The 24819-nt window shown below is 57.1% G+C and carries 21 protein-coding genes and 1 pseudogene; 15 read left to right on the top strand and 7 right to left on the bottom strand.

Features of this window, described 5'->3' with window-relative positions; translation table 11 throughout:
• Positions 1-52: 52 nt before the first annotated feature.
• The 3 genes from cobN to cobO all read left to right on the top strand — a co-directional run bounded on the left by cobN (position 53) and on the right by cobO (position 5258).
• The gene (cobN, locus tag AC3Y7R_RS10900; protein ID WP_490042074.1) at positions 53-3736 is read left to right on the top strand and encodes a cobaltochelatase subunit CobN; all 3684 of its coding nucleotides are present in this window, start codon (positions 53-55) and stop codon (positions 3734-3736) included.
• Positions 3733-4203, top strand: coding sequence for a GNAT family N-acetyltransferase (locus AC3Y7R_RS10895; protein ID WP_490042073.1), 471 nt, complete (start codon positions 3733-3735; stop codon positions 4201-4203). Before cobN ends, AC3Y7R_RS10895 begins: the two co-directional genes overlap by 4 nt.
• A gap of 434 nt (positions 4204-4637) precedes the next feature.
• Positions 4638-5258, top strand: a complete 621-nt coding sequence (gene cobO, locus AC3Y7R_RS10890) for a cob(I)yrinic acid a,c-diamide adenosyltransferase (protein WP_490042072.1) — start codon at positions 4638-4640, stop codon at positions 5256-5258.
• Between the two features lie 143 nt (positions 5259-5401).
• Here cobO and AC3Y7R_RS10885 read toward each other — a convergent pair whose 3' ends face one another.
• From AC3Y7R_RS10885 to AC3Y7R_RS10875, 3 genes are all read right to left on the bottom strand, one after another.
• Positions 5402-7063, bottom strand: coding sequence for a thiamine pyrophosphate-binding protein (locus tag AC3Y7R_RS10885; protein ID WP_490042071.1), 1662 nt, complete (start codon positions 7061-7063; stop codon positions 5402-5404).
• A 61-nt stretch (positions 7064-7124) separates the two neighbouring features.
• Positions 7125-7523 (bottom strand): VOC family protein, encoded by a 399-nt coding sequence (locus tag AC3Y7R_RS10880; RefSeq protein WP_490042070.1) that lies wholly within the window; start codon positions 7521-7523, stop codon positions 7125-7127.
• A 534-nt stretch (positions 7524-8057) separates the two neighbouring features.
• Entirely contained in the window at positions 8058-9092 is a 1035-nt protein-coding gene (locus AC3Y7R_RS10875; RefSeq protein WP_490042069.1) for an NAD(P)/FAD-dependent oxidoreductase, read from the bottom strand.
• Between the two features lie 52 nt (positions 9093-9144).
• On the opposite strand from AC3Y7R_RS10875, the gene mnmC2 reads away from it, so the two are divergent.
• Together mnmC2 and AC3Y7R_RS10865 are read left to right on the top strand one after the other, a co-directional pair.
• Positions 9145-9795, top strand: a complete 651-nt coding sequence (gene mnmC2, locus AC3Y7R_RS10870; RefSeq protein WP_490042068.1) for a tRNA (5-methylaminomethyl-2-thiouridine)(34)-methyltransferase MnmC2 — start codon at positions 9145-9147, stop codon at positions 9793-9795.
• Positions 9792-10665, top strand: a pseudogene (locus AC3Y7R_RS10865) (DMT family transporter). Before mnmC2 ends, AC3Y7R_RS10865 begins: the two are co-directional and overlap by 4 nt.
• On the opposite strand, the gene AC3Y7R_RS10860 reads toward AC3Y7R_RS10865, so the two are convergent.
• Complete coding sequence (locus AC3Y7R_RS10860) at positions 10655-12595, bottom strand: lytic transglycosylase domain-containing protein (RefSeq protein WP_490042067.1); 1941 nt, start codon at positions 12593-12595, stop codon at positions 10655-10657. The pseudogene AC3Y7R_RS10865 and the gene AC3Y7R_RS10860 sit on opposite strands and share 11 nt — an antisense overlap.
• Positions 12596-12740: 145 nt before the next feature.
• Between AC3Y7R_RS10860 and dapA the strand changes: the two genes are divergently transcribed.
• The 5 genes from dapA (at position 12741) to AC3Y7R_RS10835 (ending at position 17353) form a co-directional block, all read left to right on the top strand.
• Positions 12741-13613 (top strand): 4-hydroxy-tetrahydrodipicolinate synthase, encoded by an 873-nt coding sequence (gene dapA / locus AC3Y7R_RS10855; RefSeq protein ID WP_490042066.1) that lies wholly within the window; start codon positions 12741-12743, stop codon positions 13611-13613.
• A 30-nt stretch (positions 13614-13643) separates the two neighbouring features.
• Positions 13644-14243: a metallophosphoesterase family protein gene (locus tag AC3Y7R_RS10850; protein WP_490042065.1), complete on the top strand. Its 600-nt coding sequence runs from the start codon at positions 13644-13646 to the stop codon at positions 14241-14243.
• A 493-nt stretch (positions 14244-14736) separates the two neighbouring features.
• A complete protein-coding gene (smpB, locus tag AC3Y7R_RS10845) occupies positions 14737-15222 on the top strand; it encodes an SsrA-binding protein SmpB (RefSeq protein ID WP_490042064.1) in 486 nt (161 codons plus the stop codon).
• 98 nt (positions 15223-15320) lie between these two features.
• Positions 15321-16169, top strand: coding sequence for a 3-mercaptopyruvate sulfurtransferase (gene sseA / locus AC3Y7R_RS10840; protein WP_490042063.1), 849 nt, complete (start codon positions 15321-15323; stop codon positions 16167-16169).
• Positions 16169-17353: an amino acid aminotransferase gene (locus tag AC3Y7R_RS10835; protein WP_490042062.1), complete on the top strand. Its 1185-nt coding sequence runs from the start codon at positions 16169-16171 to the stop codon at positions 17351-17353. The genes sseA and AC3Y7R_RS10835 overlap by 1 nt, the downstream gene beginning before the upstream one ends.
• 83 nt (positions 17354-17436) lie before the next feature.
• Here AC3Y7R_RS10835 and AC3Y7R_RS10830 read toward each other — a convergent pair whose 3' ends face one another.
• Positions 17437-17793 carry a winged helix-turn-helix transcriptional regulator gene (locus tag AC3Y7R_RS10830; RefSeq protein WP_490042061.1) on the bottom strand — a complete coding sequence of 119 codons (357 nt, stop codon included), beginning with the start codon at positions 17791-17793 and terminating at the stop codon, positions 17437-17439.
• 85 nt (positions 17794-17878) lie between these two features.
• On the opposite strand from AC3Y7R_RS10830, the gene AC3Y7R_RS10825 reads away from it, so the two are divergent.
• The 5 genes from AC3Y7R_RS10825 to arfB all read left to right on the top strand — a co-directional run bounded on the left by AC3Y7R_RS10825 (position 17879) and on the right by arfB (position 22804).
• Positions 17879-18325 (top strand): GFA family protein, encoded by a 447-nt coding sequence (locus AC3Y7R_RS10825; RefSeq protein ID WP_490042060.1) that lies wholly within the window; start codon positions 17879-17881, stop codon positions 18323-18325.
• A 63-nt stretch (positions 18326-18388) separates the two neighbouring features.
• The gene (locus tag AC3Y7R_RS10820; protein WP_490042059.1) at positions 18389-18856 is read left to right on the top strand and encodes a transglycosylase SLT domain-containing protein; all 468 of its coding nucleotides are present in this window, start codon (positions 18389-18391) and stop codon (positions 18854-18856) included.
• A 138-nt stretch (positions 18857-18994) separates the two neighbouring features.
• Positions 18995-19621: a queuosine precursor transporter gene (locus AC3Y7R_RS10815; protein ID WP_490042058.1), complete on the top strand. Its 627-nt coding sequence runs from the start codon at positions 18995-18997 to the stop codon at positions 19619-19621.
• Between the two features lie 413 nt (positions 19622-20034).
• Positions 20035-22314 carry a DEAD/DEAH box helicase gene (locus AC3Y7R_RS10810; protein ID WP_490042057.1) on the top strand — a complete coding sequence of 760 codons (2280 nt, stop codon included), beginning with the start codon at positions 20035-20037 and terminating at the stop codon, positions 22312-22314.
• A 67-nt stretch (positions 22315-22381) separates the two neighbouring features.
• On the top strand, positions 22382-22804 hold the full coding sequence (arfB, locus tag AC3Y7R_RS10805) for an alternative ribosome rescue aminoacyl-tRNA hydrolase ArfB (RefSeq protein WP_490042056.1): 423 nt from the start codon (positions 22382-22384) through the stop codon (positions 22802-22804).
• Positions 22805-22823: 19 nt separating this feature from the next.
• Here arfB and pncB read toward each other — a convergent pair whose 3' ends face one another.
• Together pncB and pncA are read right to left on the bottom strand one after the other, a co-directional pair.
• Positions 22824-24116 carry a nicotinate phosphoribosyltransferase gene (gene pncB, locus AC3Y7R_RS10800; RefSeq protein ID WP_490042055.1) on the bottom strand — a complete coding sequence of 431 codons (1293 nt, stop codon included), beginning with the start codon at positions 24114-24116 and terminating at the stop codon, positions 22824-22826.
• Positions 24109-24717 carry a bifunctional nicotinamidase/pyrazinamidase gene (gene pncA, locus AC3Y7R_RS10795; RefSeq protein ID WP_490042054.1) on the bottom strand — a complete coding sequence of 203 codons (609 nt, stop codon included), beginning with the start codon at positions 24715-24717 and terminating at the stop codon, positions 24109-24111. The genes pncB and pncA overlap by 8 nt, the downstream gene beginning before the upstream one ends.
• Positions 24718-24819 lie beyond the last annotated feature (102 nt).

Raw genomic sequence — 24819 nt, 5'->3', positions numbered from 1 at the left:
TTGGTAAAAATATTCCCGCCGGAGGCTCCCCGGCCAGCCAAAAGGCGCTCACATGCACCTCCTCGCCGCCACACCCGGAAACATAGATAACGGCCAAGAGCCCGTTGATCTGGGCCAAACGCCCGCCGATATCGTCTTCATTTCTGCCGCCGATACGGAACTCGCAGCCCTATCAGCTGCGCGCGGCGAAATGGCCAACCCTCCCAAACTACGCCTCGCCTCAATGATGCACCTGATGCACCCAATGTCGGTTGATCTCCATATCGAGGCCTGCGCCACAAAATCCAAACTGGTCATTGCGCGCGTGCTTGGTGGCACTGGCTATTGGAAATACGGGGCCGAGCAATACGCGGCCCACATGCATGATGCCGGCATCCCATTGGCCCTGCTTCCCGGCGATGATAAACCCGATCCAGAACTGCGCGCGCTCTCGACCATCAGCAATGAAGACTATGATGCACTTTGGGCCTATCTGGTTGAAGGCGGCCCGGCCAATGCTGAAAATTTCCTCGCCTATGCCCAGTTCATTATCACCCAAACCATCACCGCCAAATCTCAGCCTCCCCTGCCTGCAACCCCATTGCTGCGCGCAGGCGTATACTGGCCCGGCTCCGGCATCTGCGATCTCGCCGCCGCACAAGCCGCATGGACCCCTGATGCCCCTATTGTGCCGCTGATTTTCTACCGCGCGCTGGTGCAAGGCGCGGGGCTTAATCCGGTCAACCGCTTGGTCAAATCACTGCTGCGCAACGGGTTAAACCCGCTGCCAATCTTTGTGGCCTCGCTCAAAGATCCCATCAGCCTCGCCACACTGGAAACCCTCTTTAACGCCGCCCCGCCCGACATCATCTTGAACGCCACGTCCTTCGCCACCGGCTCACCGCATCAAGGTGACGCCACAATTTTCAACCCCCTCGCGGCACCTTTCGCCAACCAAGCCCCCACCTTCCAAGTGATCTTCTCCGGCTCAACCGAGGCCGCTTGGGCCGACGGCCTCACGGGCCTATCGGGGCGTGACATTGCCATGAACGTCGCCCTGCCCGAAGTTGACGGGCGCATTCTATCGCGCGCTGTCAGCTTCAAAGACGAGGCCTATTTTGACGAGGCAACGCAATGCCCCATCGCCACCTACCGCGCGCGTGGTGACCGCATTCAATTCGTCGCTGATCTGGCGGCAAACTGGGCAAAACTGCGCCGCACTAAATCCGAGGCGCGCAAAGTCGCGCTAATCCTCGCCAACTACCCCAACAAAGATGGCCGCCTCGCCAATGGCGTCGGCCTCGACACGCCCGCCGCCACCACCCATGTGCTCGGCCTGTTGGCACAAGACGGCTACACCATCGACAATCCCCCCACAGACAGCAAAGCCTTGATGGACATTATCATGGCAGGCCCCACCAACTGGCTCACGGACCGCGCGGAGCGCCAAGGCGGCGAGGCGCTCAGCATGGCCGCCTACAAAGCGGAATACGCCAAACTGCCCTACGCCCTGCGCCAACAAATGGAGGACCGCTGGGGCACGCCCGACACTGATCCCTTCTTTGACGGCACCGCGTTCAAACTGTCGATCCACCGCTTCGGCAATGCCGTCATCGGCCTGCAACCTGCGCGCGGCTATAACATTGACCCCACAGATACCTACCACTCGCCCGACCTCGTACCGCCCCATAACTACCTCGCCTTCTACTTCTGGTTGCGTCACGAATTTGGCGCGCAGGCCATCGTGCATATGGGCAAACACGGCAACCTTGAATGGCTGCCCGGCAAAGCACTGGCACTGTCAGATGAATGCTGGCCCGAAGCCGCCCTTGGCCCAATGCCGCATGTCTATCCGTTCATCGTTAACGACCCCGGTGAAGGCACCCAAGCCAAACGCCGCGCCCAAGCGGTCATCATCGACCACTTAACGCCCCCCATGACACGCGCCGAAACCTACGGCCCCCTCAAAGACCTAGAGGCATTGGTGGATGAATATTACGAGGCCGCAGGCGTAGACCCACGCCGGATCAAATATTTACGCCGCGAAATCCTAACCATGACATCAACCACCGGCTTGGATGAAGATATCGGCATGTCCGGCAATGAAGACAGCGATCTGGCCAAACTTGACGCCTATCTGTGCGAGCTAAAAGAGGCACAAATCCGCGACGGATTACACATTTTCGGCCAATCCCCCGAAGGCGTGCAAGCGCGCGATCTGACCATCGCATTAACCCGTGTTGCACGTGGCGATGGCACCGGGCCCGACGCCTCAATCATCCGCGCCCTAGCCGATGATCTAGACCTTAACTTTGACCCACTTTCCGCCGATATGGCCGCCCCTTGGGAAGGCCCGCGCCCCGACATTTTAGCAGGTGCCAAATGGCGCAGCACTGGCGACACGATCGAGCGCCTCGAAGAATTAGCAATCAGATTAATGGAGGGCGAGACACCTCCCGGCCCTGCAAGCAAAACGGTCATGGATCACATAAAAACCCATGTCACACCCACAGTTAACGCTTGCGGACCCATGGAAGGCGCGGGACTTCTCAGCGCGCTCAAAGGCCATTTTGTAGCCCCCGCACCCTCCGGCGCACCTACGCGCGGGCGCATGGATGTCCTGCCAACTGGGCGCAATTTCTTCTCGGTTGATAGCCGTGCAGTCCCAACACCCACCGCATGGGCCTTGGGGTGGAAATCCGCCAACTTATTGATTGAAAAACACCTGCAAGACCATGGCGATTGGCCGCGCAGCTTGCTGCTCACCGCATGGGGCACCGCTAATATGCGCACCGGCGGCGACGACATTGCACAGGCCTTGGCGCTGATGGGCTGCAAGCCAAAATGGGACGCCGCCAACCGCCGCGTCACTGGCTTTGAAATCCTGCCCATGGGCGTATTGGGCCGCCCACGCGTCGATGTCACCTTGCGCGTATCTGGCTTTTTCCGCGACGCATTCCCGCAACTTATCTCGCTGGTAGACAGCGCCGCACGCGCCGTGATGCAGCTAGACGAGCCAGCGGCAGATAACCCCGCCGCCGCGCGTTTTCAGACTGAGGGCGCATCGCACCGCGTGTTTGGATCCAAACCCGGTGCCTATGGCGCAGGCCTGCAAGCCATGATCGACGAGCGCCTTTGGGCCGACAAATCTGATCTCGCCGAGGCCTACCTAGAGTGGGGCAGCTACGCCTATGGCAAAGACGCGCAAGGCACCCGCGACCGCGCCGGATTTGAAGCCCGCCTCTCCCAAGCTGAAGCCGTCGTGCAAAACCAAGACAACCGCGAACATGACCTGCTTGATAGCGACGACTACTATCAATTCGAGGGCGGTGCAGCCGCCGCAATTGAAACTCTGCAAGGTCGCGCGCGCCCCATCTATCACAACGATCATTCGCGCCCAGATCGCCCCGTTATTCGCACCCTAGACGAAGAGATCGGCCGCGTTGTGCGCTCCCGCGTGGTGAACCCTAAATGGATCGATGGCATGAAGCGCCACGGCTATAAAGGCGCGTTCGAGATGGCCGCAACACTCGATTACCTCTTTGCCTTTGCCGCCACCACTGGGGCCGCCAAATCACACCATTTTGACCTCGTGCATCACGCTTTTCTCGAAGATGACGAGACACGCGAGTTCATCGCAGACCACAACCCCGCGGCCCTTCGCGAAATGGCCGAGCGGTTGCGAGAAGCCATTGATCGCGGGCTCTGGACCCCGAAGTCCAACTCCGCACACGCCCTGATAGAGGGGCTTTTGTGACCCGGATATTCCAAGCCCCGCCACATTATGACGCCAATGCAATTGTTGACCTCATCAAGGTGTCATTCAGCGAACAAATTGGGCGAGTTGATCCACCATCCTCTGCGCATGAGCTCCGCTCCACGGATGTCCAGACTCATTTGGACGCCCATATAGTTTGGGTTATTGAACATCAAAAAAGGCCAATAGCTTGCCTGTTCGCCGCGCCATTGTGCTGCGGATCACTCTACCTGAGCAAGCTCAGCGTTCACCCGCATCATAGGCGCAAAGGTTTGGCGCGCGCCCTTCTTCAAGCCGCACAAAAGACGGCCCGCAACATGCGCCTATCCTGCGTGAAACTGATATCTCGACCTGAACTTTGCGAGAACCACACCCTATTCAAGCAATGCGGATTTGAGAAATATGATGAGAGGAGTCACGCGGGATATGCTCGCATTACCGAATTTCACTTTCGCAAAACCCTTTGATATATCAGCACAAAATATCCGCCTCAACAATCGCGACATCCCCTCTGACCGAACTGCGTACCACCTCACACCCGGTCACTTGCTCAATTGCCGTGGCTCCAGCTGCAAAAATATCACGCGCCTTCGGCCTGAAAACAATGTTGGATCGGTATGCCTCCGCCCGAGTGCCGCTAAAATTGACGTCAAATTCATACGCACCCACCTGCGTGGATCCAGATCGACCACCCATCACACCAACACTAGGCGCCGCACAGGCTACTAAAATCAAGAGATGGAAATATGGCAAAAATCGCATGCTGAGCCTTCAAAACCGATGGTGAATATCAACACCAGCCTAATCCAATCAAGATTAACAAGCCGTTACTCCCTTTGAGCTTGCATCGAAACGCATCCTCCAACAGGCTAACCCAACCCTTTTCAGCGGAGACCCGACAATGCCCAGCGATACCCCCGAAGACCTTGCGCGTCACGCCTCTAAGATGGCCAAAAAGAAAGTCGCGCGCGATAAAATTATGGCCACAAAAACCGATAAGCGCGGCCTGATCATTGTGTATACTGGCAAGGGCAAAGGCAAAAGTTCAGCCGCCTTCGGGATGATCTTCCGGTGCATCGCCCACGACATGAAATGTGCTGTGGTTCAGTTCATTAAAGGCGGCATGAGCACTGGTGAACGTGACCTGATCCTCGACGAATTCACCGACACCTGCGCCTTCCACACGATGGGCGAAGGCTTCACGTGGGAGACCCAAGATAAGTCACGCGACATCGAGATGGCACAGGCCGCATGGGCCAAAGCCAAAGAGCTGATCCGCGACCCAAAAAACCATATGGTGCTGCTCGATGAAATCAATATAGCCCTACGCTATGACTATATAGACGTGAACGAGGTCGTCACTTTCCTCGCCGAAGAGAAGCCCGAAATGACCCATGTTGTTCTGACTGGCCGAAATGCCAAAGGCGCCTTGATCGACGTGGCCGATCTCGTCACCGAAATGGAGCTGGTTAAACACCCCTTCCGATCTGGAATCAAAGCCCAAATTGGGGTTGAATACTGACCCTACAATGAAAGGGCTGCACCTAGGTCAACCCAAAGCTGACTTTCCCCTTGGCGGGAATATTTTGCCCAAAGTGAAGGCCACTAATTAGTGGCCTTCAAATACTTCAGGGGACTGCCGTGTGTCTCCTGAAGAGGTTTCACCTATTTATTGGCCTGACCTGCAGCGCGGGTCTCAGATAGCGTCATACCGGTAGACAAAACCTCATCTGCTAACTGGACCTCAATCACCGACAGCACGCCAGCCGCGCGGGCATCTTCAAACGCCTGTGCGAAATCCTCGCTCCGAGTTACAGTTTGCCCCGTTCCACCATATGCACGCGACAAGGCCGCAAAATCTGGGTTAGCTATCTGAGTGCCAGACACCCGACCCGGGTAGCTCTTTTCCTGATGCATTCGGATTGTGCCGTATTTACCATTATTAACCACAACCACAACCACCGCCACGCCGTGCTGGATTGCCGTCGACATCTCGTTACAGGTCATCTGAAAACAGCCGTCCCCCGCAAAACAAACGACCACGCGGTCCGGGTGCTCCAGCTTGGCGGCAACCGCCGCTGGGAAGCCATACCCCATAGAGCCAGAGGTCGGCGCGAGCTGTGTGTGATACTTGCGATAGCGGTAATACCTGTGGACGAAGGCCGCATAATTTCCCGCCCCATTGGTCAAAATCGCATCATCGGGCAACTGTTCCGACAACCAAGGGATCACCTGCTCCATTTTCACCGGACCAGGCGTCTCTTTGGGCTGTTGCCATGCCTCGTAGTCAGCACGCGCATCGGCGCGCCACTCGGCCCAAACCGCAGGCTGCGTATCGCCCTCGACTAAGGCTGCAAGCAAAGCTGCGCTGTCACAAGCCAGCGCCACATCTGGCGCGTAAACATGGCCCGGCTCATCTGGGCTAGGGTGCACATGTATCAGAGTTTTATTCAAATTTTTCGGGTCCAAAAGCGTATACCCGTTGGTCAAAATATCGCCAACACGCGCTCCGATCACCAATAGTAAATCGGCTTCTTGCAACCGCTGCGCCAACGCAGGGTTCATACCCACGCCAAGGTCGCCAGCGTAATATGGGCTGTCATTGTTGAGGTAATCTTGGCGCCGGAACGGCACTGTCACTGGCAAATTTAGGCGCGCGGCGAACCGTTCCAAATCAGCCCCCGCCTGCGCCGACCAATTCGGCCCGCCCGCCACGACTAACGGCCGCTTTGCACGGCTCAGAAGTTCTAATATCCGCGACACATCCTGCGGCGCAGGCATTGCACGCGCCACTTGCACCGCAGGGCGGTCAGCGACATCAGCCATGGCCGACAACATGTCTTCCGGCAACGCCAAAACCACCGGACCGGGCCGCCCCGACATCGCCAATTGAAACGCGCGCGCAATGTACTCTGGCAGGCGTTCGGTCTGATCCACCTCCGCCACCCACTTCACCAAACCGCCAAATAGTTGGCGATAATCCACCTCCTGAAATGCTTCACGGTCGCGGTGATCGCGCGCAATTTGCCCTACAAACAACACCATAGGCGTGCTGTCTTGCATTGCCACAAGCAACCCCGACGACGCATTGGTTGCCCCCGGACCGCGCGTCACGAACGCCACACCGGGGCGGCCTGTCAGCTTGCCATGCGCCTCGGCCATCATCGCAGCACCACCTTCTTGGCGGCACACCACGTTTTGGATGCCACTGTCATAAAGCCCGTCTAGTGCGGCCAAAAAACTCTCGCCGGGGACAGAAAACACCCGTGTCACGCCTTGAATTTTCAGCTGATCGGCAAGAATTGCCCCGCCATGCCTAAGTGCCATTTTAATCTCCGGTTTGCCCGATTGCAGTCTTTGACAGACTTGCCCCGTTTGCAACGACAATCTATCGCAAAACCGACACCTCTATCAGGTTCCCATCAGGGTCGCGCAAATAGATCGAACATATCGCGCCCGCAGCCCCGTTACGCATTACTGGCCCCTCTTCTATCGCAACGCCCTGCGCCGCAAGGTGCTCCTCCCAGTCCTCCAAGGGCGCATCCGTCAAAAAGCACAGATCACCACTGCCCGGCATCGGCACCCGCCCGTGAGGCCGAAATTCCGCGCCAGCCAGATGCAGATTAATCTTTTGCTCGCCAAAGCGCAGTGCCGTGCGGATTGATCCGTCCGCGGGACGAAACTCCTCTACCGTCATGCCAAGCACGTCACGATAGAATGCAATCGACACGGCCACATCTGCCACCGTCAACACCAAGTGGTCGAGCTTGCGTAACATCGGGGTCATATATCACTTGCCTCTCGAAGGTTTGGCAGAGGATGATGCCCCCATGACCCAAGATCAAGCCCCCAGCGTGCAACATGACACCTTAGATCCGGCGCGCATAACTGCGCTCGCAGCCACCCTCGGCTTGCCAGATAACACGCCGCACGGGCTAAGAATATTGGCCCAGATGGGCCACCCGAAAACTGGAAAGATCATTCCTGACATGGAGCTACCAAAGCGCATGTGGGCTGACGGACGATTGCATGTTCATACCCCCCCGGTGCTTGGCTGTCCGCCTCCAAAGTTACTCCCTGCACCACGCCACCCGCAAGCAAGAGAGCGCTTCGTCTCATCACTCTGTACCACGACATCACCCAAGACGGGATGTTGCTCATCACCGAGGCGCAGGATCTCGTCTACCGCAAGGCAACCGCCCCAAACCTTGATGAATTTTGAGCGGGTCACGTTCTGCGCCAAACCCACCGCTGCGGGCCTATCCCTATGGGCGCGGGCAGATGACGGTCGCCAATGCATGACTACATCTGCGACATAGACCTACAAACAGGTCGCCGCCTGAAACGCAGGCGGGATATGATCCAAGCCATCCAACACCAGATCAGCCATCACCTCGCCCACCTTCGGGGCCATTCCAAAGCCGATTTTGAACCCGCCATTCGCAACAAAAGCACCCGCTTCAAACGGGTGCTTTCCCAACATCGGGGCACGCGTTTTTGATCTGGGGCGCACGCCAGCCCAACGCGCCAACACCCCCGCTCTGCCAAGCAATGGAACAGCCGCAACCGCCCGCGCAAGTAACTCATCAAGCTGCGCATCGGTAGACGCGGGCGCGTTGAAATACCGCTCTGTGGTTGATCCAACCGCGACCGTCCCGTCACTGTGCGGGATGATATGTATCCAATCCGTAAACAACTGCGGCAGCCCGCGTGCATCAAAATCCAGCAGTGCCGCCTGCCCCTTCTCGCCGCTGCCCACAGGCTGCGAATGCTGCGCACTCATCGCCTCCAACCCTTTGTAGCCCGTCGCATGCACCACCGCGCCTTCAACTGCACCTGTCCGCACAATCTCGCCACCTCTGGCCGCAATCGCGCCCGCCAAAGCAAGGCAGCCCTGACGCGGATGCACCCGCGCCGATAGCGTGTCAAAAACCACCTGTCCTGTTGGGCTATTCGGGCACCACTCACCGCTCGCCTCTTCCACGCGCCACTGCGCCGCGTCACCCCATAGCTCTTGCGCCGATAAGACCCGCTGTTGCGCCTGCGCCAACCCGCGCGCGTTTAACACAGGCTGCACCCGCCCCAGCCGCGCATAACCGGCCTTTAAGCCCGAGACCGCCTCAACCTCGTCCCAAAACCCCTGCGCCATCAGCAAGCTCTCAAGCTGGAACTGTTTCTTATCATCCCATCGCTCGGGCGCATGCGGAGCCAAGGCCCCCAATATCCCGCCCGATGACCCGGAGCCGACACCGTTTGGGTCAATCACCCGCACCCGCGCGCCACGCTTCACACAGGCCCACGCCACCGACAGGCCAAACACCCCCGCCCCCAATACTGTGACTTCCGCTCTGGACAAGACCGCCCCCTTTTGCTCAGTGTCGCTGGGTGACTTCCTAAGGCAAAGCATGATGAGCGACCAGACGGCACATATCGAATGGCGTAATGACGTCATTCCGGTCTCGACCCGCTTCGATGACCCGTATTTTTCGCTCGCCGGCGGCTTTGAGGAAACCCGCCACGTCTTCCTTGCGGGCAATGACCTGCCAAACCGCTACTGCGACGGATTTCACATCGCAGAGCTTGGCTTTGGCACGGGCCTCTCCATGCTCACCGCGCTGCAAGCGCACACAGGTCCCGGCCCGCTATATTTCACCAGCTTCGAGGCCTACCCGATGGCGCGCGCAGACATGGAAACCGCCCTCAAATCTTTCCCCGAGCTTGACGCCGTCCCGCTGCTCGATCACTGGCCCGACACCACCATTCGCACCGACCGCCTGCACGCCGACATCATCCTAGGCGACGCCCGCGAAACCCTTCCCCACTGGCAAAACAAGGCCGACGCATGGTTCCTTGACGGGTTTTCGCCCGCCAAAAATCCCGAGCTTTGGTCGCCAGAACTGATGCTGGAAGTTGGCCGCCACACAGCGCCAAAAGGCACCTTCGCCACCTATACCGCCGCAGGTCATGTGCGCCGGTCCCTCACTGATGCGGGGTTCACAGTCCAGCGCGTCCCCGGCTTCGGCCGCAAACGACATATGAGCATCGGACACATGCCATGAGCGGCAACGACACCAAACGCGGCATCATGCTCATGGTCGCCACCATGTTTATCTTTGCCATGCAGGACGGCATCTCGCGCCACTTGGCTGGCGAATATAACGTCATGATGGTGGTGATGATCCGTTATTGGTTCTTTGCCGCTTTCGTGCTGACCGTCTCGGCCAAACGGGCAGGCTCCATCGCCAATGCCGCACGCACCACGCAGCCGGTCTTACAAAACCTTCCGCGGCGTTTTGCTGGCCCTAGAGGTTTGCGTCATGGTCGCCGCCTTCACCCTTCTTGGCCTGATCGAGAGCATGGCGATCTTCATCTCCTACCCGCTCATTGTCGCAGCCTTGTCCGGGCCAATCCTCGGCGAAAAAGTCGGCCTGTTTCGCTGGGCAGCCATTGGCATCGGCTTTGTCGGCGTCATGGTCATCTTGCAACCCGGCGCGGGCGTGTTCAGCCCCTATGCGCTGGTCGCGGTGACCGCCGCGCTGATGTTTGCGCTCTACACTTTGCTCACCCGCTTCGCCGCGCGTAAAGACACCGCTGCCACCAGTTTTTTCTGGACCGGAATTGCAGGAGCCGTGGCCATGACTGCCATCGGCATCTGGTTTTGGGAACCAATGACCACCGCCGATTGGGCGTGGATGCTGGCGCTGTGCATCATGGGCGCGTCGGGCCATTATTTGCTGATCAAAACCTATGAGGTCGCCGAGGCTTCCGCCGTGCAACCTTTCGCCTATTTGCAACTGGTGTTCGTGTCGGCGATCGGGTTGCTCGTCTTCCATGAGACCCTGCGCACCAACGTCGTAATCGGCGCGTGTTTGGTGATATCTGCCGGGGTTTTCACCCTATGGCGCACGCGCCGCCGCTCTACTGCTTAAGCTGATCGCTAAGTTTGATGTCATCCACTCGCCCCGACAGCCGCGCGCGATATGGCGCAAAGCTCTCGGTCACGCGCATCACGTAATTGCGGGTCTCCCGGAACGGGATATGCTCGATCCAGTCAATCACATCCACCTGCGCGCCACGCGGATCACCAAACAAAGTGGGCCAGCGCTCGGCCCGACGCGGCCCTGCATTATAGCCAATCGACATCAGCACCGGGTTGGCCCCGAACTGCTTTGACAACTGCGCCAAATAGGTCGTGCCAAGGTGTGCATTATAGGCCGGGTCGCGTGTCAGCCGCGCCTTCTCGTAATCCACGCCGATATCGCGCGCAACATCGCGCGCAGTGCCGGGCATCAATTGCATCAAGCCACGCGCACCTGCCCCACTGACCACCACCGGATCAAACTCACTTTCACGCCGCGCTATCGCCAATGCAAATTCTTCGGGAATGTCCATTTTCATGCCCTGAGGCACCGACAAAGGGTAATAACCGTGGTAAATTTCATAGCCCTGCCGCGCACCCTGCTTGGCCAGCATCAGCGCGATATGCGGCTCGTTCCAGTCCAGCGCCATATCAATCATCTGGCCAATACCTGCGCGCGGCTGCGTCTCGGCCAGATGTACCAAAAACCGCTCGGCCAAATCGCGCAAACCAGCACGGTGAAGCCCCAAAGCCGCTTTAAAGACGCTTGAGTTGGTGAATTCCGCCACCCTCCAATCGTCAAAGCTTTCCTTACCCACCATCGCTTTGTCGCGCTCAACCCCCGCCTTCTCTGCGGCAAGCTGGCCATAAAACGACGACTGATACAGCGCGCCAAATTCATAGGCGGCCCCCGCCATCTGCGCATTGTCATCCGCCTCATATGCGCGGCCCAGCCAATAGCCCGCGCGGCCCAATGATATCGGCGTCTCGACCGCGGCCTGAAAGCGGTTGAAATGCGCCAACGCCTGTTTTGGCGCATCCAGTTTACGCAGTGCAATGAAGCCCGATAGCCATTCCAAATCCGCATAGGCAGACCCCGCCGTCAGGAAATGCTGCGAGGCCACAGCGTAAGCTTGTGCCGCCTTGCCATCGCGCATCAATTGCCGCGCCAACGAGCGTCGCCGGTCAGCCCATTCAATCGGCTGGCCCAGATCCAACACCGACAACGAGCGCTCTAGCAATATCTCTACCGCGCCCTCGGTGCGGCCTTTTCTTGCCCGCCAGTAAAACCGCTCGAACGCCAGCCCCGCGTCCTCAGACAATGCCGCAGGCACCGCCTTGATCATCGCATCCACACCGCTCTCGCGGCCTCGAAGCCCCAGCCGCGCTATGGCCAATTTGGCCCAAGCCTCAGGCACTAAATTGAACATTCGCCGCGCAGCACGCCCCTTGCCACGCCACAAAAGCATATCCAGCCGGACCGTATGGAGGCCCTTCAAAACGGTGTCATAGCGCGCCACGAACGCGTCATGCTCGGCTTGGGTCAGGTTGAATAATTGCCACGCGCGCTGCGCCTCGGCGATGGCTTCTTTACTGCGCCCTTTGGCATCCAAAGCCGCTATCAAACGCAGCGACCCCGTGCCTGTTTGTGGTGGTGTCGTGCCGAAAAACTCCAAGACCAACGCGGGGGCGATACCTGCTTTGGGGATCACATATTCGCACCGTAGCCGCGCCAGCTTCAATCCCGGCCAGTCCGCGTTACGATTCAAAAAACTGATGCATTCGCTGAAACTGGCCTGCCGCCCACGCAGGCGTAACCAACCCACAACATCGCGTGCGGCACCATCTGTCACCTTCGGGCGCAACACCTGCACACTTGTCCAGTTTTTCGCACCCGCCGCCGTCACAACCTGCGCCAAAACAGGCCGCTCTTGTGCCGCCACGCCGCCCACACAGCCCATCCAGACCGCCAAAACAGCAAGGCTAATTCGTGCAAACACCGCAACCCTTTCGTATGGTTCACCCTATAAAGTAGGGGCCACACCTTCCCTTGCAACTCACGTCAACGACATCAAGCCCCTTGCGGCGACCTTCCGCCAACGCTATCGGAGAAAAGCTACACTTAAACCAACAGGAGAACGTGTCATGTTCAAAGGCTCAATGCCCGCACTGATTACCCCGTTTAACAACGGCGCAGTGGATTTTGACGCACTCAAACATTTGGTTGAGTGGCATATCGAGCAAGGCTCGCATGGCCTCGTTCCCGTTGGGACAACAGGCGAAAGCCCAACCCTGACACACGAAGAGCATGACGCAGTGGTCGATTGCGTGGTCAAAACCAATGCAGGCCGTTTGCCCGTGATTGCGGGCGCTGGCTCCAACAATACTGCCGAAACCGTACGCCTTGTGCAGCACGCCAAACAAGTTGGTGCGGATGCCGCCCTTGTGGTCACGCCCTATTACAACAAACCCACGCAACGCGGCTTGATCGCGCATTTCACCGCTGCGGCAGATTGTGGCTTGCCGATCTTCATCTATAACATCCCGCCGCGCTCGGTCGTTGATATGACGCCCGAGACCATGGGCGAGCTATCCAAGAACCCCAACATCATCGGCGTGAAGGATTCCACCGCCGATATCTCTCGGGTGTCTCAGCAGCGCATCACTTGTGGCACTGACTTCATCCAGTTTTCAGCCGAAGACCCAACGGCTTTGGGCGCGCATGTGCATGGCTCTGTCGGGTGCATCTCGGTCACGGCCAATGTTGCCCCTAAACTGTGCGCCGAGTTCCAAAATGCAATGGCAGCAGGCGATTACACCAAGGCGCTTGGCTTTCAAGACATCCTTATGCCGCTGCATAACGCTATCTTCGCAGAGCCCGGCCTTGTTGGCGCTAAATACGGCGTGTCCCTTCTGGGCAAATGCACCGAGGACGTCCGCTCGCCGCTCACCACCCTTGAGGACAGCACCAAAGAGGCCATCCGCGCCGCCATGGTGAACGCTGGGTTGATCAATTAAGCGGGCCTTACAAAATAAACGGGTAAGCAGATGAAACTGCTTACCTTTTCCGACCTGCACCGCGATACCAACGCCGCGCGCACTATTGTGGAGGCCAGCGTAAACGCCGATATCGTCATCGGTGCCGGTGATTTTGCAACGCAAGAGTTGGGCATGAGCGATACGCTTGATATCTTGCTGCGAATCCAAACCCCGCTGATCTTTGTGCATGGCAACCATGATAACCCATCAGAGCTTGCGCAGCTTTGCGCCAACCATTCCAACGTCCATTACCTGCATGAGCAATCTGTAAAGATCAAAGGCGTCACGTTCTTTGGCTATGGCGGTCATACCCACCCTGACGGGGATGTAAGTCTGATCCGTTCTGTCAGTGAAACCCATGCCGCGCGCAGCCTTAGCGCCTGCCCTGATGATGCAATCCTTATCACCCATGCGCCGCCCTTTGGCACGGCAGACTTATATAAAGACGGCACGCATGGTGGTAGCACAGCCATTCGCGATGCGATCAAACGAAAGCAACCCCGCCTCGCCCTTTGCGGGCATATTCACCATGCTTGGGGGTCTGAGGGCAGCATTGGCGCAACGAAAGTCACCAACCTTGGCCCTGCTCCGGTTTGGTTTACCGCCTAAAGAGGCCGGGGTCTAAGGGGCTAGAGTCTAAAAGGACTGGGCCTAAAAACACACGCGAAAACGTTAGCGCAGAAACCCTAGTCACTTATCTTTTCAAACGTCAGCCTGTCATGCTTGTTGGCGTCGATAACCCGCCCTTGCCAAGTGATCACCTGCCTTTGAGGCGCACCCTCATTTAGCTTAATATCTATGGCCCACCCATTGGCAAACCCCTGCTGCATGCCAAAAATATTCGCGCACTCATATGACAGCTGCGTCTCATCACACACACCATCATAACAGATGCGATATTTGGGGGCGGCAGTCCTGCCCAAACTACCATCCTCAAAGTTTGCACAGCCCGCTGATGCGGATGTTCCAGCTAGCAACATCAATACAAGATAGAGTCGAATGAATTTCATGCACCATGGGTCACACCTAAACACCGCTCAGTCAACACGCGTGCGACCTTAGCATTGACCCCAGCGCATCGCGTCCCTACCTAGAACGCATTATGGCCAAGAAACCCAAATCAGCAGAAGATCGCAATTATAAGATCGTGTCGGAAAACCGCCGCGCGCGTTATGATTTTGCCATCGAGTATGACATTGAATGCGGCATGATGCTGGAAGGCTCCGAGGTTAAATCCTTGCGCAGCGGCCAAGCCCAGATCGCTGAAAGCTACGCGGCTGTGGAAGAGGGCGAGCTGTGGCTCGTTAACAGCTACTTCCCCCCCTATGAGCAGGCCAAAACCTTCGCCCATGAAGAGCGCCGCCGCCGTAAACTGCTGGTCAAGCAACGCGAAATGGCCAGGCTGTGGTCCGCGACCCAGCGCGAGGGCATGACGTTGGTGCCCCTAGTGCTCTACTTCAACCACAAAGGCCGCGCAAAAATCAAAATCGGTGTCGCCAAGGGCAAAAAGTTGCACGACAAGCGCGAAACCTCTGCCAAGCGCGATTGGCAACGCTCCAAAGCGCGCCTGATGAAAGATCACGGTTAAGCTTTACTGTTCACCCTCACAATTTCGCAACGGCGCTTGCCTCACCCGCTCCACAGGGATACCTCTAGGTTAACCACCTTGATCCCGGAGCCACACCCATGTCCGACGACCCCAAAACGCTCGTATCCACTCAATGGCTGCACGATCACATTCACACCCCTGACCTGCGCATCATTGACGCCTCGTGGTATCTGCCTGACATGAACCGCAACGGGCGCGCGGAATACGATGCCAACCACATCCCCGGCGCGCGCTTCTTTGATATTGACGATATCTGCGACACCCGCTCCGCGCTGCCCCACATGGCCCCACCGGTTGAAAAATTCATGTCCCGCTCACGCGCGCTTGGCGTCGGTGATGGGCACCAAATCGTGGTCTATGACGGCGCGGGGCTGTTTTCTGCGGCCCGCGTTTGGTGGCTTTACCGCTTGATGGGCAAAACCGATGTGGCCGTGCTGGATGGTGGCTTTCCAAAATGGTTGGCCGAGGATCGCCCGACCGAGGACATGGCCCCAATCCACAAAGAGCGCCACATCACCATCCATCGCCAAGCCCACCTTGTGCGCGATGTCACGCAAGTTGCGGCCGCCTCCAAGCTGGATGATCACACCATCCTTGATGCGCGCGGTGCCCCCCGCTTCAAAGGCGCGGAGCCAGAGCCGCGCGCAGGCTTGCGCGCAGGTCACATCCCGACCTCAAAGAATATCCCCTACAAGTCCGTCCTCAATGCCAATGGCACGATGAAATCACACTCTGATCTGCTCGAGACATTCCACAACGCAGGCGCGGACCTCAAAAAGCCAGTTATCACCACCTGTGGCTCTGGCGTTACCGCCGCAATTCTCAGCCTCGCGCTGGAACGGATCGGCAACCGAAATCACTCGCTCTATGATGGCTCTTGGGCCGAATGGGGCCAATTTGATCAACTCGCAGTGGAGACCGGATAATGTTCAATTCCCTCAAAGCCCAGCCAGCCGATAAAATCCTATCCCTGATGGCCGCCTTCCGCGAAGACCCGCGCGAGGCCAAGATTGACCTTGGCGTTGGTGTCTACAAAAACGCCGATGGCCAGACCCCGATCATGCGCGCCGTCAAAGCCGCCGAGCAGCAGCTTTGGCAGGTTGAGACCACCAAGAAATACACAGGCCTTGCCGGTGATGCGGGCTATCATGATGTGATGCGCACGCTGATTTTGGCCGATAGCGTGACCAAAGACCAAGTCGCCGCCGCCGCAACGCCGGGTGGCACGGGTGCTATCCGTCAAGGACTAGAGTTGATCAAAATGGCCTCGCCAAAAGCCACTATATGGCTGTCCGCACCGACATGGCCAAACCACCCCTCTATCGTCAAATATCTTGGCATGCCGATGGCCGAATACCGCTATTTCGACAATGACACGCGCGCCGTTGACTTCGCTGGGATGCTCAGCGACCTAGACGCCGCCAAGCCCGGTGATGTGGTGTTGCTGCATGGCTGCTGCCACAATCCGACCGGTGCAAACTTAAGCCAAGCACAATGGCAAGAGGTCTCGGACCTGCTTATTGCCAAGCACCTGATCCCCTTCGTGGACATTGCCTATCAAGGCTTTGGTGATGGGCTTGACGCCGATGCATATGGCCCCCGCCTGCTGGCCAAAACTCAGCCAGAAATGCTGATCGCCGCCAGCTGTTCCAAGAACTTTGGCGTCTACCGCGAACGTGCAGGTCTGTTGATGGCTGTCTCGCAAGACCCTGAAAAAACTCCACTTAATCAAGGCACTGTCGCATTTTTGAACCGCCAAAACTTCTCGTTCCCACCAGATCACGGCGCACGCCTTGTCACTATGGTGCTTAATGACGCCGCCCTGCGCGCTGATTGGCTCGGTGAGTTGGAAAGTATCCGAACAGGCATGCTGACTTTGCGCCAATCGCTGGCAGATGCTTTACGCCAGCGCACCAATTCTGACCGCTTTGATTTCCTTGCCCAGCATCGCGGCATGTTCTCGCGCCTTGGCGCCACCGAGGCCCAGGTCGAGCAAATGCGCGAAAGCCACGGCATCTATATGGTCTCGGACAGCCGCCTCAATATCGCGGGCCTGAACGAGGCTTCGATCCCGATCCTTGCCGACGCCATCATCGCCGCCGGGGTCTAGGCGCGCTCGATATGAAATGAGATGGCGGCGCGACCACACGCAGGGCTCTGCGCGAAAAGCTCTCCCCGCGAGACCCTATGCCCCTAACGTTTGTCGCGCACTGGTTGCATAAATTTCTCCGGCGCTTCCCAAGTTCCCGGAACATAGCGGTTCGCCCAAAGGCACATCTGCTGCAAAACCCCTTGAAGCATGCGCCCCTTTTCGCTCAGCGCATATTCATAGCGCATCGGCTTGGTTTGATAGGGCGTCTTGGTCACCAATCCGTTTTGCTCCATCTCCTTCAAGCGTGCTGCAAGAACATTTGTGGTTATCCGCTCGGGCGATTGCAAAAATTGCGCGTAGCGTGATTTCCCAGTGAGCATGTCGCGTAAAATGACAAACGTCCAACGGTCCCCAGCAATATCAAGTGTGGATGAGATCGGACAAAGAGAGCGTTGCATTCAGATTTCCTTAGGAAAGTATTGACTTGCAATTTACAAGTCGAATAACTCTTATTTATCAAAATAATAAGAATCGGATATGCCCATGTCAAACGGTTTCAGCGGAAGCTGCCTATGTGGAAATGTGACCTACACGAGCGATGTCACCCCCGCTATCGTCGCACATTGCCACTGCGTCGATTGCAGAAAATCCAGCGGCACGGGGCACTGTACACATACCGTCATTCCCGCCGCGGCACTCCACGTAAAGGGCGAGGTAAAATTCTATGATCACCCCGCCGATAGTGGCAATATCGTCAGCCGGGGATTTTGCCCCAATTGCGGTTGCGCGGTATTTTCCAAAAACTCGGCCATGCCGGAAATGGCCTTCCCACGCGCCTCAAGTTTGGATGATCCGGAAGTTTTAGCACCCCAAATGGTGGTCTATGCCAGCCGCGCACCGTCATGGGACCATGTTGACCCGTCACTGCCAAGCTTTGCAGAAGTCCCCGAGGGCGGGCCTGCCAAAGTCATTGCCGACGCCCAAAAGTAATTTCGACAGATCACTCCAACGCCGCGCTTGGCACTCTCGTTTAGCGCAGCTATCTTGCACCCTATGATACGCATTATTCTCATCACATCGCTGCTGGCCTTGGCCGCCTGTTCGTCCTCTGTCCCCGAGGCCGCGACGCCGCGCGCGGACACCATCCCCCTGCATCCCAATGAGACGCCTCAACTGCGCATCCTCATCAATAAATATGCCGACCTCTACGAGGTCCCCCGCGCATTGGTACACCGCCAAATTATCCGCGAAAGCACCCATCGTCCCAGTGCCCGTAACGGGCCGTATTATGGCCTCATGCAAATTTTGCCAGCCACCGCGCGCGGCATGGGGCATCGCGGATCACCTGACAGCCTGCTCGATGCCGAAACCAACCTGAAATACGCCGTCAAATATCTGCGCGGCGCATGGCTTTTGTCAGATGGCAGCTTTGACACTGCGGTAAAATGGTACTCACGCGGCTACTACTACGAGGCCAAGCGCCAAGGCATGTTGGTTGAAACCGGCCTGCGCCCCGGCTGAACATATTTGCGGCACGTCCACCCCCCATGATAGACGCTGCCCGCCGCGTTACCCCTTGCCATAGGGCCAACAGCCCGCTAAATGCGCGGTCCGGAACACAAGTCTCCGCTACCTTGTCTAAAAAACGGAAATAAAATTATGACACGTCTTCTTCCCGGCATTATTGCCATGGCCATCACTGTTGTGGCCTCAAATATCCTCGTTCAATTCTTGCTTGGTGACTGGCTCACTTGGGGGGCTTTCACCTACCCGTTTGCATTCCTCGTCACTGATGTAATGAACCGCATCTACGGCGCATCCGCCGCACGTCGCGTTGTTTTTGCAGGCTTTTTAGTCGGCATCATCTGCTCTCTTATTGGCTCTCAGATCATGTTGGAATATGGCCCTGCCGTGCCATTGCGCATCGCTATAGCCTCTGCCATCGCGTTTCTTTCGGCACAACTCTTGGATGTTTCGATCTTCAATCGGTTGCGCTCTGGCGCTTGGTGGAAAGCCCCGCTGGCCTCAACAATCATTGGCTCTGCCGTTGATACCGCATTATTCTTCACCATCGCGTTCTCGGCCTCTGTGAGCATATTTGGCGCAGGCAATGATGCTGCAATTTCATGGGCTTGGGACGGCGTTCCGCTATTGGGACAAGGTGCAATCCTGCCGCTTTGGGTCTCGCTCGCCATCGCCGATTGGGGCGTGAAACTGGCCATAGCCCTGTGCGCTTTGGTCCCTTTCCGTATGATTGTTGGAAAAGTTTCACACAAGGTCGTGTAGAAAAAGCTTGAGTTATCCACAAGATGTGGCAACCTGCTTGTATAACAGCAATCATTGAAAGGAGGTGCCCATGTCTAAAGTGATATTGGAGCAAAGTGTCAGGCAAGGTACGGAGGTGCGTGTCTAGGGGCAGCCCCCTAACTCACACCGAGGTACCGGTCATGGCGCCAACCTGACCCACCTCCATGATATCCCGGATTGGGCGCCCCTGCTGTGGGCGCCCTTTCTTTTTGTCCCCACGGATCTTTTGTCCCCACGGAATTAACCCGTACACAAATAACCCCCTATACATCTGCGACTAAGGGGCGTATGCCGCCAATCTTGCGGTGCGCGCTCAGGGCACGGACCGCTTTTATGTGGCCGATAGGGGTGGCTGCTATTTCCTTTTTGCCCTGATCAGAAAGACGTGACCCGTGATACAAACACTTGCCGACGCGCTCGAAGAGCGCGGCTATGATAAACTGACGCCCGTACAAATTTCCGTAACCGACGCCGAATTAGGCGAAGCAGACCTTCTGGTTTCTGCACAAACCGGTTCTGGTAAAACAGTTGCCTTTGGCCTTGCCATTGCACCGACATTACTGGGCGAAGACACAAAATTTGATCGTGCCGCCGCGCCGCTCGCCTTGGTCGTCGCCCCCACCCGCGAACTTGCATTGCAAGTTAAGCGCGAGCTGGCATGGCTCTACGCCAAAGCAGGCGCCATCGTGGCATCGTGCGTTGGTGGTATGGACATGCGCGAGGAGCGCCGCACACTCGCACGCGGTGCCCATATCGTTGTGGCAACACCGGGACGCTTGCGCGACCACATCCAGCGCGGCTCGATTGACCTCAGCCAAGCACGCGCTGTTGTCCTTGATGAAGCCGATGAAATGCTTGATCTGGGCTTTCGCGAAGACCTCGAATTCATCCTCTCCGAAGCGCCTGATACCCGTCGCACATTGATGTTCTCCGCCACTGTGCCGGCCTCCATTGCGCGTCTGGCCAAAAGCTATCAGCGCGACGCCGTTCGTGTTGCCCCCAAGGCCGAAAGCTCGCAGCACGCCGATATCGAATACCGCGCCATGACAGTTGCTCCGCGCGACTCGGAAAACAGCCTGATCAACGTATTGCGCTATTACGAGGCCCCAACAGCCATCGTATTTTGCAACACGCGCGCCATGGTTAACCGCCTGACAACCCGCTTCTCAAACCGTGGCTTTTCAGTCGTGGCACTGTCGGGTGAGTTGTCCCAAAACGAGCGCTCGCACGCCTTGCAATCCATGCGTGACGGTCGCGCACGCGTTTGCGTCGCCACCGACGTGGCGGCCCGCGGGATCGATTTGCCAAACCTAGAATTGGTTATCCACGCAGAGCTGCCAAACAACCACGAGACATTGTTGCACCGCTCGGGCCGAACTGGCCGTGCGGGCCGCAAAGGCGTTAGCGCATTGATCGTTCCAACCAAGATGCGCCGCAAAGCCGAGCGCCTGTTGCAAAGCGCAAAACTCAAAGCCGACTGGAACGATGCGCCCTCCGCAAGTGACGTGAATGAGCGCGATAACGAGCGCCTGTTTGCGGACCCAGTTTGGAGCGACACCCCCTCCGAGAGTGAAGCAGTTCTGGTCGCACAATTGGCCGAACGTTTCTCGACCGAGCAATTGGCAACAGCCTATACCCGCTTGTTCCGCGCACGCCAATCCGCCCCAGAAGAGTTGGCACCGTCTGGCTCTGAGGCTGCAAAAGCGCGCCCTGCATTTGGCGCAAGCGTGTGGTTCTCGATCTCGATCGGGCGCAAAGACAACGCTGAACCCCGTTGGCTGCTACCTGCCACGTGTCGCGCTGGCGATCTGACTAAAGATGATATCGGCGCAATCCGCATTCAAGAGAATGCCAGCTTCGTCGAGATCCTAAAAACCAGTGTTGATGGGTTCCTGAGCGCGCTTGGTGAAGGAATGAAACTAGAAGAAGGCGCCATTGTTACCCGCCTTGATAAGGCCCCTGATTTTGCCTCAATGCCGCGTGGTAGCAAACCTAGCTACGACAGAAAACCTGGCGGCAAACCCGGTGGCAAACCTGCCTATAACAAAAAACCATATGACAAAAACCCGGGCGCTAAGCGGTCGTATAATAACGACTACGACACGCCCCCTCGCCCAGCCGCAACAGAGCAGCCACGCGGTGGCAAATCTTTAAGTGATGCACGCCCTGAAGGTGCCGTGACGGGTCATAAAAAGCCATATGAGAAAAAGCCTTACGAGAAAAAGGGCGACAAACCTGCTTATGATAAAAAGCCCGGCGGCAAGAAGCCGTACGAGGGCAAGGGCGACAAAAAGCCATATGAAAAACGTGGCGACAAGCCTGCTTACGACAAAAAACCGTACGAGAAAAAATCTGGTGACAAACCCGCCTATGACAAAAAGCCCGGCGGCAAGAAGCCGTACGAGGGCAAGGGCGACAAAAAGCCATATGAGAAACGTGGCGACAAGCCTGCTTACGACAAAAAACCGTACGAGAAAAAATCTGGTGACAAACCCGCCTATGATAAAAAACCCGGCGGCAAGAAGCCATTTGGCAAACCTTCTGGCGGCGGTGGCAAGCCCAGCGGCAAGCCTGGTGGCAAGCGACCAGCAAGCGCCAATGACACCTCCAAACGCTTCACACCTCCGGGTGGCAAGCCACGCAAACCTCGCGTTGGCAAAAACAAACCATAAGTCGCATATTTGATCTGAATTTCCGATCTGTATATTCACGGCCCGGATCATGGGGTATTGAAGCCTCATGATCCGTGTGAATGACACCATAACCATCGAAGACTGGGAACTTAGCGAAAGCTTCACCCGCGCCCAAGGGCCGGGTGGGCAAAACGTCAATAAGGTCTCTACGGCAGTCGAGTTACGCTTCGAGGCCGGACGATCCCCCAACCTGACCCCACAAATCAAAACCCGCCTCAAGCGTTTGGCTGGACGCCGTTGGACAAATGAAGGCGCGCTCATCATTTTTGTGCAGGACACCCGCTCTCAAGCACGCAACCGCGCCCTCGCCTCGGACAAGCTCCGTGACATCATCCTCAAAGCATTGGAAACCCCTAAAAGGCGGATCAAAACCCGACCGACTTTAGGCTCTCAGCGCCGCCGCATCACCGCCAAGAAACAACGCGGAGAGATAAAATCCCTGCGCGGAAAAGTCGGTAAAGACGACTGAGGTAACCCACACATCTGGGTCAGACGAACACGTCCATTTCCTCTTGCACGCCGACGCCAAAGACCCGCTTATAGCGCGCAATCTCGTCATCTGGGCCCATTGCTTTGCGTGGATTATCCGACAGTTTCACCGTGGGGCGACCATTGGCAGACACCGCTTTGCACACCAACGAGAACGGAACCAGCCCGTTGTCGGGCACCAATCCTCTGAAATCATTAGTCAAAAGCGTTCCCCAGCCAAACGACACCCGCACGCGCCCCGTAAATTGAGCTTGCAACTCAATGATCTTTTCGACATCCAGCCCATCCGAGAAAATCACCAATTTCTGCGTAGGATCTTCGCCGCGCGATTTCCACCAGCGAATGGCGCGCTCCGCCCCTTCTGCCGGATCGCCACTATCAATGCGCATCCCCGTCCAGCCCGCCAGCCAATCCGGCGCGCCGGACAAGAAGCCATCTGTGCCATAGGTGTCAGGTAGGATAATCCGAAGATTGCCATCGTGCTCCTCGTGCCAATCCCTGAGCACATCATAAGGAGCTTGGCGTAGCGCCTCATCACCATCTGCCAAAGCCGAATACACCATAGGCAATTCATGCGCGTTGGTGCCGATTGCCTCGACCTCATGGCGCTTGGCAATCAAGCAATTCGATGTGCCCACAAACTTCTTTCCAAGCCCCTCGTGCATCGCCTGGACGCACCAGTCCTGCCACATGTGACTGTGACGCCGCCGCGTTCCAAAGTCGGCCACCCGAAGGTTCTCAACACTTTGCAACTGCTCTACTTTCTCCCAAAGCCGGGTCATGGCGCGAGCATAGAGCACTTGCAACTCAAACCGCCCCATCCCTTTCAGAACGGCTCGCGTCCGCAGCTCCATCAAGACTGACAGCGCCGGAATTTCCCACAACATCACCTCGGGCCATGTGCCCTCGAATGTCAGCTCATACTGACCATCTCGCTTTTCCAAATGATAGGCAGGCAGCGACATATTCTCGAACCACTCCATGAAATCAGGACGGAACATTTGCCGCTTTCCATAGAAAGTATTGCCCCGCAGAAAAGTGCTTTCACCGCGCGACAGGGACAATGTTCGGATATGGTCTAACTGCTCACGCAGCTCGCCCTCATCCACCAAATCAGCTAGCCTAATATCCTTAGAACGATTGATCAGCGAGAAGGTAACGGAGGTATCACGCTTGTTGCGAAACACCGATTGGCACATCAAAAGCTTGTAGAAGTCAGTGTCGATCAGAGACCGCACAATAGGGTCGATCTTCCACTTGTGATTGTAAACGCGTGTCGCAATATCAACCATCGAATGTCACTCCAGACTTCATCATTCCATCAAGCGCCTCATCCAACGAACCTTCAAGGTCAATCGCACGGCATAACGACTTGTTAACCGTGACGCTGAACCCCAAATTAGCCCCATCCACCGCTGAAAAATTCACGCAGTAATCCAAAGCCAAGCCCACCATGGTCAGTTTTTCAATGCCACGACTGCGTAAATACCCCTCCAACCCCGTGGGAGTCTTGCGATCATTTTCAAAGAATGCCGAATAGCTATCGACCGCCGGGTTGAACCCTTTGCGGATAACAACCTGCGCAAAATCTGTGTGCAAGCTTGCATGAAACTGCGCCCCTTGGCTGCCCTGCAAACAGTGGTCCGGCCATAACACTTGCGCGCCATAAGGCATCTGAGTGACCGAAAATGGCGCGGCATCCTCGTGCGATGACGCAAAGGAGGAATGCCCGGCGGGGTGCCAGTCTTGGGTCAGTACCACCGTCTGAAACTGCGGCATTAAAGCGTTGATTGGGGCAATAATTTCATCCCCGGTCGCCACTGCTAGCGCACCACCCGGGCAGAAATCATTCTGCACGTCGATCACGATCAAAGCTTCATTGGCTGCACGCATTAACCACCCTCCTTTGGAGTTTCCCGAACTTGCTAGGGGCAAGGCCGCGTTGCGTCAACTACCCGCACTTGATCTGGCCGCGATGTGATCGTAAAGCATGCC

The organism is Litoreibacter sp. (assembly GCF_058136045.1).
This window is presented reverse-complemented; position numbering and strand designations above follow the sequence as displayed.